The sequence below is a fragment of the Massilia sp. ST3 genome, from assembly GCF_018119405.1.
GTDB lineage: Bacteria > Pseudomonadota > Gammaproteobacteria > Burkholderiales > Burkholderiaceae_D > Telluria.
The window spans coordinates 1-15,043 of sequence record NZ_JAGPWC010000016.1; the positions used below are offsets into that span (position 1 = coordinate 1).

The 15,043-nt window shown below is 64.6% G+C and carries 16 protein-coding genes and 1 pseudogene; 10 read left to right on the plus strand and 7 right to left on the minus strand.

Annotated features, from left to right (window positions below):
- The 3 genes and pseudogenes from KBW98_RS07430 to KBW98_RS07440 all read right to left on the minus strand — a co-directional run.
- Positions 1-258: pseudogene (locus KBW98_RS07430) on the minus strand (hypothetical protein); the annotation flags it as partial.
- A 150-nt stretch (positions 259-408) separates the two neighbouring features.
- Complete coding sequence (locus tag KBW98_RS07435) at positions 409-1,359, minus strand: GIY-YIG nuclease family protein (protein ID WP_211519491.1); 951 nt, start codon at positions 1,357-1,359, stop codon at positions 409-411.
- Positions 1,360-1,501: 142 nt separating this feature from the next.
- Positions 1,502-1,666, minus strand: a complete 165-nt coding sequence (locus KBW98_RS07440; RefSeq protein WP_211519492.1) for a hypothetical protein — start codon at positions 1,664-1,666, stop codon at positions 1,502-1,504.
- A gap of 182 nt (positions 1,667-1,848) precedes the next feature.
- On the opposite strand from KBW98_RS07440, the gene KBW98_RS07445 reads away from it, so the two are divergent.
- Positions 1,849-2,772, plus strand: coding sequence for a restriction endonuclease (locus KBW98_RS07445; RefSeq protein WP_211519493.1), 924 nt, complete (start codon positions 1,849-1,851; stop codon positions 2,770-2,772).
- Between the two features lie 481 nt (positions 2,773-3,253).
- Here KBW98_RS07445 and KBW98_RS07450 read toward each other — a convergent pair whose 3' ends face one another.
- On the minus strand, positions 3,254-3,673 hold the full coding sequence (locus tag KBW98_RS07450; protein WP_211519494.1) for a hypothetical protein: 420 nt from the start codon (positions 3,671-3,673) through the stop codon (positions 3,254-3,256).
- A gap of 217 nt (positions 3,674-3,890) precedes the next feature.
- Here KBW98_RS07450 and KBW98_RS07455 point away from each other — a divergent pair, with 217 nt between their 5' ends.
- Together KBW98_RS07455 and KBW98_RS07460 are read left to right on the plus strand one after the other, a co-directional pair.
- Positions 3,891-4,142: a DUF1059 domain-containing protein gene (locus KBW98_RS07455; RefSeq protein WP_211519495.1), complete on the plus strand. Its 252-nt coding sequence runs from the start codon at positions 3,891-3,893 to the stop codon at positions 4,140-4,142.
- A 130-nt stretch (positions 4,143-4,272) separates the two neighbouring features.
- Positions 4,273-4,719, plus strand: coding sequence for a nuclear transport factor 2 family protein (locus KBW98_RS07460; RefSeq protein ID WP_211519496.1), 447 nt, complete (start codon positions 4,273-4,275; stop codon positions 4,717-4,719).
- 32 nt (positions 4,720-4,751) lie between these two features.
- On the opposite strand, the gene KBW98_RS07465 is transcribed toward KBW98_RS07460, so the two are convergent.
- A complete protein-coding gene (locus KBW98_RS07465) occupies positions 4,752-5,711 on the minus strand; it encodes an ABC transporter substrate-binding protein (RefSeq protein WP_229429038.1) in 960 nt (319 codons plus the stop codon).
- Between the two features lie 178 nt (positions 5,712-5,889).
- Between KBW98_RS07465 and KBW98_RS07470 the strand changes: the two genes are divergently transcribed.
- Both KBW98_RS07470 and KBW98_RS07475 read left to right on the plus strand, forming a co-directional pair.
- Positions 5,890-6,231 (plus strand): zinc ribbon domain-containing protein YjdM, encoded by a 342-nt coding sequence (locus KBW98_RS07470; RefSeq protein ID WP_211519497.1) that lies wholly within the window; start codon positions 5,890-5,892, stop codon positions 6,229-6,231.
- An 88-nt stretch (positions 6,232-6,319) separates the two neighbouring features.
- Positions 6,320-8,119, plus strand: a complete 1,800-nt coding sequence (locus tag KBW98_RS07475) for a M48 family metallopeptidase (protein WP_211519498.1) — start codon at positions 6,320-6,322, stop codon at positions 8,117-8,119.
- A gap of 51 nt (positions 8,120-8,170) precedes the next feature.
- Here KBW98_RS07475 and KBW98_RS07480 read toward each other — a convergent pair whose 3' ends face one another.
- The gene (locus KBW98_RS07480; protein ID WP_229429039.1) at positions 8,171-8,914 is read right to left on the minus strand and encodes a hypothetical protein; all 744 of its coding nucleotides are present in this window, start codon (positions 8,912-8,914) and stop codon (positions 8,171-8,173) included.
- Between the two features lie 174 nt (positions 8,915-9,088).
- On the opposite strand from KBW98_RS07480, the gene KBW98_RS07485 reads away from it, so the two are divergent.
- From KBW98_RS07485 to uvsE, 4 genes are all read left to right on the plus strand, one after another.
- Positions 9,089-9,640 (plus strand): lipocalin family protein, encoded by a 552-nt coding sequence (locus tag KBW98_RS07485; protein ID WP_211519499.1) that lies wholly within the window; start codon positions 9,089-9,091, stop codon positions 9,638-9,640.
- A gap of 242 nt (positions 9,641-9,882) precedes the next feature.
- Positions 9,883-10,782 carry a CAP domain-containing protein gene (locus KBW98_RS07490; protein ID WP_229429040.1) on the plus strand — a complete coding sequence of 300 codons (900 nt, stop codon included), beginning with the start codon at positions 9,883-9,885 and terminating at the stop codon, positions 10,780-10,782.
- Between the two features lie 125 nt (positions 10,783-10,907).
- On the plus strand, positions 10,908-11,375 hold the full coding sequence (locus KBW98_RS07495) for a host attachment protein (protein WP_211519501.1): 468 nt from the start codon (positions 10,908-10,910) through the stop codon (positions 11,373-11,375).
- A 67-nt stretch (positions 11,376-11,442) separates the two neighbouring features.
- On the plus strand, positions 11,443-12,330 hold the full coding sequence (uvsE, locus tag KBW98_RS07500) for a UV DNA damage repair endonuclease UvsE (protein WP_211519502.1): 888 nt from the start codon (positions 11,443-11,445) through the stop codon (positions 12,328-12,330).
- On the opposite strand, the gene KBW98_RS07505 is transcribed toward uvsE, so the two are convergent.
- Entirely contained in the window at positions 12,327-13,019 is a 693-nt protein-coding gene (locus tag KBW98_RS07505; RefSeq protein WP_229429041.1) for an alpha/beta fold hydrolase, read from the minus strand. The genes uvsE and KBW98_RS07505 overlap by 4 nt on opposite strands.
- 295 nt (positions 13,020-13,314) lie before the next feature.
- On the opposite strand from KBW98_RS07505, the gene KBW98_RS07510 reads away from it, so the two are divergent.
- Positions 13,315-15,006 carry a methyl-accepting chemotaxis protein gene (locus KBW98_RS07510; RefSeq protein WP_211519503.1) on the plus strand — a complete coding sequence of 564 codons (1,692 nt, stop codon included), beginning with the start codon at positions 13,315-13,317 and terminating at the stop codon, positions 15,004-15,006.
- The last annotated feature ends 37 nt before the right edge of the window (positions 15,007-15,043 follow it).

Consider the following 15,043-nt stretch of genomic DNA (forward strand, 5'->3'; position numbering starts at 1 on the left):
ACGCTCTGAAATCAAAGTGAACAGACAGTCGGCCCGTCGGAAAAATTCGACGAATTGCAGATGGTCGTTTTTAGGATAGCGCTGGTCGAACGCCCAGACGATCCAAGGATAGAGCGAATAGTAGCGCGCCCGATCGGTGACGTTTGTAATTCCCGGCAACAATTGACTGTAGATTAGGACACAAGGTGCTTGTGTTCCAAGATGATCCAGGCCACCAATGGACATTGGTGGCTTCACCCATCCTGTTCCAATCTTCAAAAATCCTCCGAAAATCTTAATGTCATCGATGGGGGCAAAGCGGACAGCATTCTAGAAGACATATCTTACGCTTGAAGGTTGCATTTTGGAACTAAACCTTCGAGTACGTGTTTCTCAGTCGCTCAAGACGTTGCATATCTACAAATGAAGCTAGGCATCATTGATGTGGATTGTTGTCGGTCCAAGAATTGATACCTTCAGATGACTCATCGGCCTTCGCTTTTGGAACCATTGACGTAGAGGAACAGCGCCCATGATTCGTGGGGTGCCGTTCGTGTTGGCTGTGCGGTTGATGTGACCCGTAACAGCAAGCTTCTCTCGTCCGCAATAGATCGTAATCTTCGCTGTGTCAGGGCCGAAGTACCTGTCGGAGTTGAGCGGGACGTTGAAGAAGCCGGTCCGGTGATAGGTGTTCTGTAGGGTTAGAACGAAGTAGGGAGCAGCTTCCAGGGTCTTCGATTCAGGGTTTGGCGTGTTCTTGTGCGGACGAGTCTCCGCTACAGGCGTCAGCAGGTGAACCGTCTGCTCTGGCGTAGTCTGAATTGCCTGTGCTGCTGGGTTGGCTTCCGTGCTGGTCACTACAAAAGTATGCTGCCTTGGCGGATTCAGCTCGGCAAGCTGCTGGGCTACCTCATGTACTTGCGCCTCAAGCTTGGCCTCCCCGCTTGTATCGGGGGGATTCGCCTCCGTCCGAGCCTCGATCGCTGCACTCGTGCGGCCTCCATTCCACTCGGGCTTGAGGGTTTGAATAATGCTGTCTTCCAGTCCTGCCGCAAGGTTGAGATGAAAGCTCCCATAGCGAAGTAGCCCGGCGTCGGCTAGGGCAAGAATCTCTACAGGCTGACCTCGCTTAAGAAGGTCAACGATTGCGATGCGATTCCGCCAGTTCGTGCGCTGATCTACATTAGGCTTCTGATAGCCGAACATCCGACGCTGAAGGGTCTGAGTGGTCTTGCCCACATATTTGAGGGTGTTACCGGTGACGAACGCATACAGGACGTTTTGGCGATCTGCCAAGTTCTCGAGCTGAAGAAAAAGCTCGTTACCTTTCAGTGACCACCGTCCTGCTCGTTGAAAGCCGATCTCGTAAAGCCGTTGCATCGCTATCTCCACCAATGTAGATTTTAAAATAATATTTTACTATCTTATTTTAATTGATTCACAAAAAATCGTCGATTAGTTTTAGAACTTATCGTCTAGCCCGCTTATCATGATTACTTATTCGTTACCATGATAAACGAGATTAATCATGGTAATCATTGGCAGTGCAAGATTTTTCGGATTCTCCGATGGGCGCTTCCGATGTTAATGCTTTTAACTCTTTAAACTCGAAAATACGACAAAGAGATATCATGGCATATTTCCATGCAAGGAATACTGCGACACCACCCTCAGCCATATCAGGCATGCCGCTTTTTCTTGTATTCAATCGTATAACTATCAACGATATGGAATCTATGACCGCTCAAGAAAATAACTTTGCATGTGACTGGACTGTCGTTGATCACCTGCTGAGGTATAGCCCGGAAGCCTGACAACTGGGTTATAGTTGTGCCGACAACAAACCATCCGGAACTGAGCAAGACAGACATGCCCATCCCTGACTATCAAACTTTAATGCTGCCCTTACTTCGGCTCGCATCAGACGGAGCCGACCACACCACCCGCGAAGCAGTCGAAAAACTGTCGGTCGAATTTCAGCTTACGCAAGATGAGCGAGGCCAGCTTTTGGCTAGTGGGCAACAAGCGGTGATCAACAACCGGATCGGCTGGGCAAATTCGTACCTGAAGAAAGCTGGGCTGCTTGAGTCACCCCGACGTGGCGTCCTCAAAATCACGAAACGTGGCCGACAAATTCTCGAAGAAAATCCGCAGAAAATTGACGTCAAATTTCTCGACCGTTTCCCTGAGTTTGTTGAATTTCGCGATGCGGCAAAACTTAACAAAGAGAGCACGGTTGCAGAGTCAATAGCGCCGCCTTCGCAGCAGACCCCAGAGGAAGCTCTCGAGCTGGCAAACCAAAGTATTCGTGCAAGCTTGGCGCAAGATATCCTTAGCCGCGTCCTCCTATGTTCACCGGCCTTCTTCGAACATTTGGTTGTCGAGTTGCTGGTAAAGATGGGCTACGGGGGCTCTCGCCAAGATGCTGGCGAACGTATCGGCAAAAGTGGCGATGGCGGAATTGATGGGATTATCAAAGAAGATCGCCTTGGACTGGACACTATCTACCTGCAAGCTAAGCGCTGGCAGGGCACCGTCGGCCGTCCTGAAATCCAAAAATTCGTCGGCGCCCTTCAAGGCCAACGTGCGCGAAAGGGAGTATTCATTACGACCTCATCGTACACATCAGAAGCGACTGAGTATGCGTCTAGGATCGACACCAAAGTCGTGCTCATCGATGGGAAGCAGCTTGCAAGTCTAATGATCGACTTCGATGTGGGCGTTTCTGTTGTGACGACGTACCAGGTCAAGCGCATCGACTCTGATTATTTCGAGGACAGCGACGGCTTGTAGGGGTACCGAAGAGGCCTCGAAACTTTGATTGGTGGTCCTAAGGTGGGCGGAGTTTCGCATGGGCAGCCTCGACGGACCACCAAGAAGAAGATTGCGTCAGGAAGATACCTGATGCCCCAAATTTTCCTTGTGGAGCTTCGCTGGTCCATTGGCGGTCCGTAGGGCAAGAATCATGGGTATCAAAAGGCCTGCAGGCCGCGATGGAATCAGGCTGCGGCCGGGATTTTCCTACACGTGCAGCCCTGCAAACGCTGCATCAAGGAAGAACTATACTGCTTTCGCTGAGCAATAGGATATCCTTGAAGGATGCGTTTTTACTTGGCTTGACCCAGAGGGCAGCCGTCTTGAAAATCCTTGTGTCGGTGGTTCGATTCCGCCCCGGGCCACCAAGAATACGCTGCCCACGAAACGCCAACCCATGCAGGTTGGCGTTTTTGTTTTCTGGCCTACCCAGCGCTGTTTCCAATCAGCCGGCAGGGCCTCATTCTTTCCTTTCCCTGAATTCCCCCTCGATCACCGAGTCATCCGTGCGTTTGAACGGTTTCTGGCCGGTAAATGCGAAGACGGACGACAGGAGCCGATCGAACACAGCCCGCCTCAGCCAGGGGTAGCCGAGAAGAAAAGCCATCGCGAAACCGACGAACAGTGCGGACACGTCATCGCTTCGCCACAGGAAAGTCGCCAGGCAGAGCGCCAGGATGAGCAGGATCAGTGGCCGGCGTACAGGTTTGGGCAACAGGCCGACAATGCGCGGCTTGCCTTTTATTATCCAGGGAAATCTTGCAAACAGAACACCAAGCAGCAAGCCCGCCAGGACCCGTCCCGTGCCGAGATGATCGGCCAGCACCCCGATGACCAGGAAACCGGTGTAGGTCATCGTGCTGGCCAGGGCTGCCAGCACGCATAAGGCCACAACGCCGGCCAGCTTGGGCCTGCGTATTGCCGCTCTAAATAAAAAACCTAGGATTTGTGTACTCCTGCAAGTGAGCGCCGGAAAGCTGACGCAAATTCTAACAGCAGTCTCCCTGCCCGCGCTTTCCGGCAGCGGGGGCGACCCCGCCTGCCTATACTGAAAGTGGCGGGCGCCATGCCCGCGCTTTCCAGTGAAGGAGTGGATCATGACACGCAAATTCATCGATTGCCGGGAATTCCCGAGCGATATGCATTGCTCGGTCGCCATCTCGGCCGACAGCGAGGAAGAGTTGTTGCAGGCCGCGGTCGACCATGCGGTGTCCGTGCACCACCACAGCGATTCGCCGGAGCTGCGCCAGCAGCTGCGCCAGCTGTTCAAGGACGGCATGCCGCCCGAACATCCTCCCCTGCGCGCCCAGCCGGGCAGCGCCGGCGGCGCCGGCCCGCGCGCGCACTGAGACCAAGCCTTCTTGCCGCTGCGCGGCCGGCCTTGTATTTCGCGTCCCGCGCAGTAGGCTGAAAGGACCGTCCCTGCGCGGCGGGAGCGGCCGCGACCGTCGCGCAAGGCGAGACACGAGAGGAGCTATCATGGACGCACAGGAAAACAAGCGGCTGGTGATGGAAGCTTACCGGTTGTTCCTGAGCGGCGACATTCCCCAGCTGCTGGAGCGCTATCACGACGATGCGCTCTGGATCGAACCCGAGGCGGAGCATATCCCCTTCGCCGGCAGGCATAACGGGAAAGCGGAGATCGCCCGCTTTTTCGAGCAATTGAACGAGGCGCTCCTGGCTGAGCGCTTCGAACCGAAGGAATTCATCGCCGAAGGCGACAAGGTGGTCGTCACGGGCGAAGCGACCTGGCGCGGCAGGCATACCGGACGCAGCTATGACAGCCCATGGGTGCACGTCTTCACGCTGCGTGACGGCAAAGTCGCCCGCTTCCAGAGCTATCACGACACCGCCGCCGGCGAGCGCGCCCTGCGGCCGGACCAGCCGGGGCAGGCCGCCGCCACCGGGACGCCCCTGCATCACTGAACGAGCGCCCAGGCAGGCCGCTCGTTGACTGTTCAGCGGCCGGCCTGCTTCACGGCGGAACACGGGGCTGCGGCGACCGGCGGCTGTACCCTGCCGCGGGCGGCCGCGACAAAGACCGGACGGCGCAGCTCTCCCAGAGAAAACCACAATTCCGGGCGCTCCAGCGGCAGGGACGGCGCCTGGGCCGGATTCGGCAGGTCGATGATGCGGCGTCGCTCGAGCCCGGCAGCCGCGATCTGCGGCGCGAAATAACTGTAGAACAGGCGGTCGAAGGAACCGTCGGCAATCGCCGCTTCCAGGCCCTTGCGCAGTTCCGCCGCCAGGCGTGTATTGCGGCGGTTGACGAAGAAGTAGGCATCGGCCGGATAGCGCAGCACCAGGTGCGGCTCGACTGCGAGCGCCGGGTAGCGGCCGTGCTCGGCCTGGATTTCCTTGACGGCGCGCGGGAAGTAGTCGATCCGTCCCGCCTCGAGCATGCGGAACATGCCCGTATAGGTCGAGGACAGGTGCACCGGCAGGCCGCTGGCGCGCAGGACGGCGGTATCCGGCCAGTCATGGCCCATGCCCGCGACGAATCCTTGCAGTTGCGCGGCCGAACGCACCTCCGCGAACTGGTGCAGCCGCTCCTTGCGCACCAGCGCGATCCGCCAGCCGAGCAGGCCCTTGGTGAGCGGCACCGGTACGCCCAGCAAGGCCGTTTCGCGCTCCGGTGAGCTCATGGTGATCATGATGTCGAGCTTGCCGGTACCCTGGGCCAGTTCGTGCACCGCGCGCGCCTGCTTCATGCCCGGTTCGCTGAGCGCCAGGGAATGGCAGACCCCGGCCTTGGCGAAGGCCAGCTCCAGCAGCGCCACGCCATAGGGCGCTCGGCCGGCTTCGCTGCCTTCGATGCGCAGCATCGTATAGGTGGCCGCGCGGGCTGGCAGCGTGCACAGGCAAAGTGCGCACAGGAACAGTACGCACGACGGCAGGAATAAGGCGATTCGGGGCATGCGTGGTCGGTTGGGATGCGGGCGCGGGCGAGAGATGGTTCGCCGGAATCTGGGTCGCAGGCCGTATGCTAGCACGCGGCCAGGTCGGCTAGAATGCCGGGCAAGGCCAACCGGCCCGCCCCGAAGAGGCCGCTACGCCGGTTTCCCGGTTCCCCGCCACGACCCAACAAGGTTTTCCATGTCCACCCTGCCTCCTTGCCCCCAATGCCAATCCGCCTATACTTATGAGGACGGAGGCGGCCAGTACGCCTGTCCCGAATGCGGCCACGAATGGCCCGTGCAGGCTGCCGGCGCGGCCGACGCGGTCCGGGTCTGGCGCGATGCCTCCGGCAACATCCTGCAGGATGGCGACACGGTCACCGTGATCAAGGACCTCAAGCCGAAAGGTTCGGGCGGCGTCATCAAGCAGGGCACCAAGGTCAAGAACATCCGCCTGGTCGACGCCGACCACGACATCGACTGCAAGATCGAAGGCTTCGGCGCCATGAGCCTGAAGTCGGAATTCGTGCGCAAAGCCTGAGCACCTCGCACGGGAACTCGGCGCTTCCCGGCGACTCCAACGGCAACGCATGCAGTGCGCCGCTGTGTCCATGCCCTGAGGAGGAGTCATGAAACCGCGTTTCGTGTTGCCGGGAATCGCCGTTGCCGCGGCGGTCCTCGTTGCCGTGCCGTCCACCCAGGCCGAGCGCCCGCAGGCGCCGCCTTCCTTCGATCCACTGTTCGCAGCCACTACCTGTACGCCGGCGCGCGCCGGACGCCCACCCCTGCTCGGCCTCCTGGCCCAGGCCCAGGTGGAAACCCGGCCCTTCCAGCCTGGCCAGCAGCCGCCGGCCAATGCGGCGGCAACGCAGCCGCCTCCGCTCTACGACAACCTCGGGGCCCTGCACGTCCCCATCACCAGGAAGCATCCCAAGGCCCAGGCCTACTTCGACCAGGGCATGCGCCTGGTCTTCGCCTTCAACCATGCCGAGGCGGCGCGCGCCTTCCGCGCCGCGCAGCAGCTCGACCCGGCCTGCGCCATGTGCTACTGGGGCGAGGCCCTGGTGCTGGGCCCCAACATCAACGCGCCCATGTTCCCCGATGCGGTGGCGCCCGCGGTCGCGGCGGCGGCCAGCGCCATGCGCCACGCCAAGGGCGCGACGGCGGCCGAGCAGGCCCTGATCCGGGCAGTGGCGCGGCGCTACAGCCCTGACCCCGCCGCCGACCGCGCCGCGCTCGACAAGGCCTATGCCGACGCCATGCTTGATGCCGCGCGTGCCCACCCCAACAACGACACCATCCAGGTGCTGTTCGCCGAATCGCTGATGGACATGTCTCCCTGGGACTACTGGGCCGCGGGCGGCGCCCAGCCCAAGAACCGCACGGCGGAACTGGTCGACGCCCTCGAGCGCGTGCTGGAGCGCAATCCCAGCCATCCGGGGGCCGCCCACTACTACATCCACGCGATGGAAGCCTCGACCCACCCCGACAAGGCGCTGCCGGCGGCGCGCGTGCTGGCCCAGCAGATTCCCGGCGCCGGCCACATCGTGCACATGCCCTCGCATATCTATTACCGGCTCGGCCACTACCGCGAGGCGCTGCAGTCGAACCTGTCCGCCATCGCGGTCGACGAGCGCTACTTCGCGGACGCCGGCAGCGACCCGGTCTACCGCGGCGCCTATTACCCGCACAACATCCACTTCGTGATGGTCTCGGCCCTGATGGGCGGCGACGGCAAGACCGCGCTCGAGGCCGCGTCCAAGCTCGATGGCGTCGTCACCCCCGAGCTGCTCAAGAACATCGGCGCCCTGCAGCCGGTCAAGTCCGCCCCTTATTTCGCCCATGTGCAGTTCAGCAGTCCGGACACCCTGCTGGCCCTGCCCGACCCCGGCCCGGACTTCGTGCTGGTCAAGGCGATGTGGCATTACGCGCGCGCCGTCGGCCACGCGCGCAAGGGATCGATCGAGGCGGCCCGGCGCGAGATCGCCGCCCTCGACCGCATCGAGCGCACTGCGGACTTCAAGGCGGTGACCGACTGGGGCATCCCCGGACGCGAGATCGTGCAGACGGCGCGGGCCGTGGCGCGCGGCAGGGTGGCCGACAGCCAGGGCAAGCTGAAGGACGCCATCGCCGCCTATCGCGAGGCGGTGGCGGTGCAGGACAGCCTGCCCTACATGGAACCGCCCTACTGGTATTACCCGGTGCGCCAGTCGCTGGGCGTGGCGCTGATGCGCGCCAAGCAGCTCGACGAAGCCGAACAGGTGTTCCGCGCCTCATTCGCGCGTACGCCCAGCAACGGCTGGGCCCTGCGCGGCCTGATGGAGGTCTACCGCCTGCGCGGCGACGAAGCGGCGCTGGGCGCGGCGCGCCAGCGCTTTGCCACCACCTGGCTGGGCAAGCCGGAGGGACCGGCCTTGTCCTCGCTGTAAGGGACGGTACCGGCTGCCCGGCAGGAGCGGCCGTTCCGGCGCCGGGAACGCTCAGAGCAAGGGGTCGGCGTCACGCGAGCCGGGAAGCGGCGCTTCGCCGCCGCGCTGCCCAAAGGCGGGCGCCGGATCGCCGCCTGCATTGCCGCCTGCATTGCCGCCTGCATTGCCGCCTGCATTGCGGCCGCCTCCGCCACCCTGGCCGCGCTCGCCGCCGGCCCGGTCCGCACCGCCCTTCCTGGCGCCGCTCCCCTGGGTGCGGGTCGGGCCCTGCAGCGGGATCGCCACGTCGGCCGGAATGGCTTCCAGGTCGAGCGCCGAGCGGATGAAGTTGCGCAGGGAAACGACGAGTTCCGCCGTGTGGATGGGGCGGCCGGCCGCCATGTCGCTGGCGGCCTGGCTGGCCAGCCGGCAATGCTCCTCGGTCCCGAGCAGGATGATGTCCGACAGCGCCGCTTCGACGGCGTCGCGGATGCGGCGCGCACGGTCCGAGCCGGCGGCGGCGTCCAGCCGGCTTTGGCCGTCCAGCGCTTCCATCTGCGCCTCGGCCGGCACGTCGGTCATGCGCAGGTCGCGCAAATGGGTAGGATCGACCGTCAGCTTGCCGGTGAAGGAACCGCCCAGGGTGCGGTAGGCGCCGATCAGGGTCTTCAGGCGCTCGTTGATCTGGCGGTTCATGCGCTCGCGGCGCTGCTGCACGGTCTGCATCACGAGGATGCGGATGCCGACGCCGAGCAGGGTGAACACGGCCAGCCCGATCATGGTCGTCAGCGCTGCCTGCCAGGTACTGAAATCCATCTGGTGCACTCCGGCCTCTGGAAAAAGTGGGTCCGGCGCCAGTGTAATGCCTGGGCTGGAGCGCACGTTTGTCTTCACGAAGACGGCGTCCCGGAAGACAGCGTCCGTCCTCCCAGGCGACAGCGAAACCCATTGTCATTTACGCTGGGCGGGTCATATTGCTGAGAGGACTCCATGACCCGACCTTACCTGGGCGCCGCCCTCCTCCTGCTGGGCCTGCATACGGGCGCGGCGCAGGCCGCTGCCGCCGCGCCGCTCGCCACCATCCCCGCGCTCGACCTGCAGCGCTACCTCGGCACCTGGTACGAAATCGCCAGGTTCCCCAATGATTTCCAAAAGAAATGCGTGGGCGATACCACGGCCACCTACAGCCTGCGCGAGGACGGCCGCGTCGCCGTCGTCAACCGCTGCCGCACCCAGGACGGCGGCGCCGAAGTGGCCGAGGGTGTGGCGCGCCAGCGCGGCCCCGCCGCCTCGCCCAAGCTCGAGGTGCGCTTCGCGCCGGCCATCCTGTCCTTCCTGCCCATGGTCTGGGGCGACTATTGGGTGATCGACCTCGACCAGGGCTACCAGTTGTCCGCAGTCAGCGAGCCCAAGCGGGAATACCTGTGGATCCTGTCGCGCACGCCGCAAGTGGACCCGGCCGCCTACGAGGCCCTGCTGGGCCGCCTGCGCGCGCAAGGTCTCGATACGGGCAAGCTCGTGCGCACCAGGCAGGGCCAATAGTCTCCCGCGCCGGCTGTCCGGGTGTGCATCCCTGCGACACCCGCTGGCCAGGCAAGGCAGCGGCTGCTATAGTATTTCCGCCTTCCACCCCCATCTAGGCCGGGCCGGAAGGCAGCACGGCGCCGACCTCGAAGTTGGCGTTTTTGCTTTTCGGGCGGCTTATCTGCTTGCCAATTGTCTATCCGGCACACCGCCTCACGCTTCGCTTGCCCTTCCTTGACGACATGGCTGTTAGTACGATCTTGAAACAGGAACGCCCGCTGGCCTTCCTCCTGTTCGCCTCCGCCGCGCTGCTGGGCGCCGCTTGTCCGCGCCCCGCCGCCGCCCTGCCGGCCTCCGGACCGGACGGGCGCGCCGACAGCCTGGTGGCGATGATCAATACCTACCGCGCCGCCCCCGGCTCCTGCGCAGGCCGTGCATTCGCGCCGGTGGCGCCGCTGCAAGCCCATCCTGCCCTGTCCCGCGTGCGCATCGGCCCCGCCACCTTCATCGAGAATGCGCTGCAGGGCGCCGGCTACGCCGCGGAACAGGCCGAGGTGGTCTCGGTAACCGGTCCGGACGACGCCCGGGCGGCGATGAACGTGATCCAGGAGAAATACTGCAGCGTGCTGCTGAGCACGCGCTTCTCGGCGGTCGGCAGCTACCGCGAGGGCAAGGAATGGACCGTCGTGCTCGCCCGTCCGGCGCCACCCCTGCCGTCCAGCACTTTCCCCGACTGGCGCGATGCGGGCAAGGCCATCCTCGAGGGCGTGAACGCCGCCCGCGCCAGCGGCCACACCTGCGGCGGCAAGCATTTCCCGCCGGCGCCACCGGTGAGCTGGAACCCGGCCCTGGGCCAGGCCGCGCTCGGCCACAGCCAGGACATGGCCGCGCGCCGCTACTTCAGCCACAAGGCCAAGGACGGCAGCATGGCGTCCGAGCGCGCCCAGCGCGCCGGCTACCACTGGCAGCGCGTGGGCGAGAACATCGCCTTCGGCCAGCACACGCCCGCCGAAGCGGTGGCGGGCTGGCTCGACAGCCCGGGGCACTGCGCCAACATCATGAACGCCAGCTTCACCGAGATGGGCGCCGCCTACGGCATCGCCGCCGAACAGCGCACCGGCATCATCTACTGGACACAGGTCTTCGGCCGGCCGCGCTGAGACGCGCCCAATGTCTTTCGTGCCTCCCCAAAAAGCTGCTTCGGATAGACTCCCCTGAACAGCCAGACGGATGTGGACCAAGGGTTCACTTGAGAAAAAAATTTCCATCGTCAATGGGAGGTAGCATGAGTACAACCTGGATCGTATCGGCCGACGCCGGCCGCGCCCGCATCTTCGCCGAATCCGACGCGAACACCCCGCTGCAAGAAGTACAGGACCTGGTCAACCCGGCCGCGCGCACGGGCACGACCGACGAGCTCACCGACCGCATGAGCCCGATCGCAGCCGGCCAGAGCCGGCACGGCTCCGGCGACGCGCTGCCCACCAAGCAGTACCAGCCGCAGCAGACGCCGGAACAGCGCGAGTCGCAGACCTTCGCCAGCGACATCAACGACGTGCTGCTCAAGGCCAAGCAGGCCGGCCAGTTCGACCGCCTGGCCCTGGTGGCCGAGCCCCAGTTCCTGGGCGCCCTGCGCAACCAGCTCGATCCCCAGCTCAAGGCTTGCGTGAGCTACGAGATCGACAAGGACTACGCCCATTCCAACGGCCAGCAGCTGCGCGACCAGATCCGCGCCCACCAGGCCAAGGGCTGATCCCTTTCCTCCAGGCGCCGCGCGCACCGCTGCGCGGCGCCTGACCGCGAACCATCCGCGAACACCCATGCCACCACAGCTCGGACTCGTCTGCATCACCACGTCCAAGGACGTGCGCTACCGCGCGCTGACCCGCAAGCGCCTGCTGGAGCATGCCGAAGACGGCCAGCGCAAGCTGCTGGAAGACATCTACCGCGACAACCTGCAAACCTTCGACGAGGCGATGCGCTATTGCGAGCGCGAAGGCATCGCGCTTTACCGGATTCCCTCGTCGATCTTCCCGTTTTCCGACGAGCCTTTCGGCCGCGCCATCCTCGAAGAGTTTGCGCCCATGCTGGCGCGCTCCGGCCGCCGCGCCACCGAGCGCGGCATCCGCCTGGTGATGCACCCGGACCAGTTCGTGGTGCTGAGCTCGGATGCGGAAGCCGTGGTGGCCAACAGCGTCAAGATCCTGCAAATGCACGCCGACATCATGGACCTGCTGGAGCAGCCGCGCTCCTCCTGGGCCCTGCTCGAGATCCACGGGGGAAAATCGGACCGCGCCGACGCCCTGGTCGAGCGCATCGGCCAGCTGCCCGAGGCCATCCGCACCCGCCTCGGCCTGGAGAACGACGAATACGCCTACAGCGCCGAGGAGATCCACGCGATCTGCCTGCGCGCCGGCGTGCCCATGGTGTTCGACGCCCACCACCATGTGGTGCACGAGAAGCTGGACAGCTACGAGCACCCGAGCGTCGAAGCCATGCTGCGCAGGGCGCGCGACACCTGGGCCGATCCCGCGCACCAGCTGGTGCACATCTCGAACGGCAGGAGCGGCTTCAACGACCGCCAGCACGCCGACCTGATCGACACCATGCCGTCCAGCTACCGGCTGGCGCCGTGGATCGAGATCGAGGCCAAGCTCAAGGAAGAAGCGATCCGCGCGCTGGACGGCTGGGAAGCGCGCGGGACTTAATCCGGGAGCCTTTGCAGCCAGGGCACGAGCACCTCGGCCAGGGCGTCCGGCGCTTCGATCGGGATCATGTGGCCGCTGTCCTCGATGACGGCCAGGGTCGAGCCGGCGATCCCCGCATGCAGCTCCTGCGACTCTTCCAGGCTGCGCAGGCGGTCCTGGCCCGCGGCCACCACCAGGGTCGGGCAGCGGATCGCGCCCAGGCGCGCCAGGTCGCCCGGACGCTCCAGCATCGACTGGCGCCGGAATGCCTCCCCGCCCAGGCGCACGCCCATCGCGCGCACCCGCTCGATCAGGGCTTCGTTGCCGCGCTGTTCAGGGTGAAGCGAGGTGGCGATCGCGGTCCGGCTCAGCCCTGCAAACGAGACCGAAGGCGCGGCCCTGGCGACCGCACCCTTGCTCTGCCGCAGCGGCAGCGAATCGGGACGGGTCGAGCTGGCGATCAGGACTAGGGCGCGCACGCGCTCCGGCGCCTGGTAGACGATCTCGCGGGCGACGTAGCCGCCCATCGAAAAACCGATGAGGATGAAGGATGGCGGCGCGGCGGCCAGAGCGCGGCGCGCCATCGCCTCGAGGGTGGAATCGTGACGCAGGTCGGCGTGCACCAGCGGGCCGTAAGGCGCCAGCCGGCCGCTCACGCCGTCCCAGAGCGTCTCGTCGGCCATGTAGCCGGGAACGAGCAGGATGGACATCGCGCCATGATAGCAAAGGCATGTCCTTGCCTCATCGGTGCGGCTGCGAGGCCCATTTTATCCGTCAAGGATACCGGCATTGCCGGCAAGGCTACGGCCACCCCCGCGATTCAAGGCTTTCGGGTCAACAGGGCCTCTCGCTTTTGCGGGAAATCTTGCAAAACACGCATGTTAGCGCCGTCATTTTTGTTGCACTGCGATAAAACATTCATTACATTTTGACGCCAGACGATGTCACTTCCGCGCTGACCCGGCAGGAAAAAACATCCGGCCTCACTATCCACCAGGAGTCGAATTGATCAAGACCGACCGCGTCCGTACCCAGCTACGGATTACCTTTGCATTCATCATCCTCATTTCCTTCCTCTCGACCGCCATCGCGATCTGGCGCCTGCAGGTGCTGTCGGCCGAGACCGAGGCCCTGACCCAGCGCCCGCTCGCCAAGGAACGCCTGATCTCGCAGTGGCTGCTCAACCTGTCGGTGTCGACCAAGCGCACCGCCGCCGTGGCGCGCGCCAGCGATCCGGAACTGGCCAAGGCCTTTGCCGAGGAAAGCCGCCAGTCGAGCGAGCGCACCAACGGCCTGCAGGACAAGGTCGAGCAGCTGCTCGATACCGAGGAAGAACGCAGCCAGTTCGCCGCCGCGGTCGAGGCGCGCAAGAACTTCATTGCCGAGCGCGACCGCGTGATGCGGCTGAAGGCCGAGGGTCTCAACGACGAGGCGCTGGCGCTCTACGACCGCAGCTTCACCGGCCATGCCCAGCGCTACGTGGACGGCGTCAGCGGGCTGCTGGCGCTGCAGCAGCAAGCCATCGACCGCCGCGCCCAGCAGGTGCTGGACCAGGCCCACGCCAGCGAGAACGTCCTGGTCCTGCTGTGCGCGATCACCCTGGCCGGCAGCGTCGCGGCCTGGCTGCTGTTCTCGCGCTCGCTGTTCCGCCGCCTGGGCGGGGAGCCGGCCGTAGCCGCGGCCGTGGCGCGCGAGATCGCCGCCGGCAACCTGGACGTGCACATCGCCCTCGAGCCGGGCGACCAGCGCAGCCTGCTGTTCGCCCTGCAGCGCATGCGCGACAGCCTGGCCGGCATCGTCGGCCAGGTGCGCCAGGGCACCTCGGCGATCGGCGCCTCGATCGCATCGATGGCCGCCGAAACGCAGGAACTGGCGCGCCGCACCGAAACCCAGGCCGCCGCGCTGGAGGAGACGGCATCCTCGATGAATGAACTGACCCATGCCGTCCAGCAGAGCGAAGCCAGCGCAGAACAGGCCAACCGCCTGGCCCTGGCGGCGTCCACGGTGGCGCAGCAGGGCGGCGCCATGGTGGGCGAACTGGTCGACACCATGGGCGCGATCAACGCCTCGTCCGCGCGCATCGTGGACATCATTTCCGTCATCGACGGCATCGCCTTCCAGACCAATATCCTGGCGCTGAACGCAGCCGTCGAGGCGGCGCGCGCCGGCGAGCAGGGCCGCGGCTTCGCCGTCGTCGCCACCGAGGTGCGCGCCCTGGCGCAGCGCTCGGCCGCCGCCGCCAGGGAAATCAAGGACCTGATCGACGACTCCACCCAGCGCGTGGCCAGCGGCACCGAACTGGCGGGCCGCGCCGGCGCCACCATGGCCGGCATCGTCGACAGCATCGGCCGCGTGACCGGCATCATGGACGAGATCCTCGGCTCCAGCCGCGAGCAGTCGAGCGGCATCCAGCAGGTGCACAAGGCGATCGCGGACATGGACGGCATGACCCAGCAGAACGCCACCCTGGTCGAGGAATCGGCCACGGCCAGCCAGGCGATGCGGGAACAGGCGGCCGCGCTGGCGCAGCTGGTGGCGGTGTTCCAGGTCGGGCCGGAGCAGGCCGCGCAGCGTACCGCGCCGGCGCGCGCCGTCCTTGCGGTGGCGAAGGCGCGGCCGGTGGTCCGCCCTGCCCCGCCCGCCGGCGTGAAGAAGCCGGCGGAGGCAGTGGCCGCCGGCGACCGGGAAGCATTCTGAGCTTGCCGGGGCCCGGCACGATCCGCCGGGCCCTGCT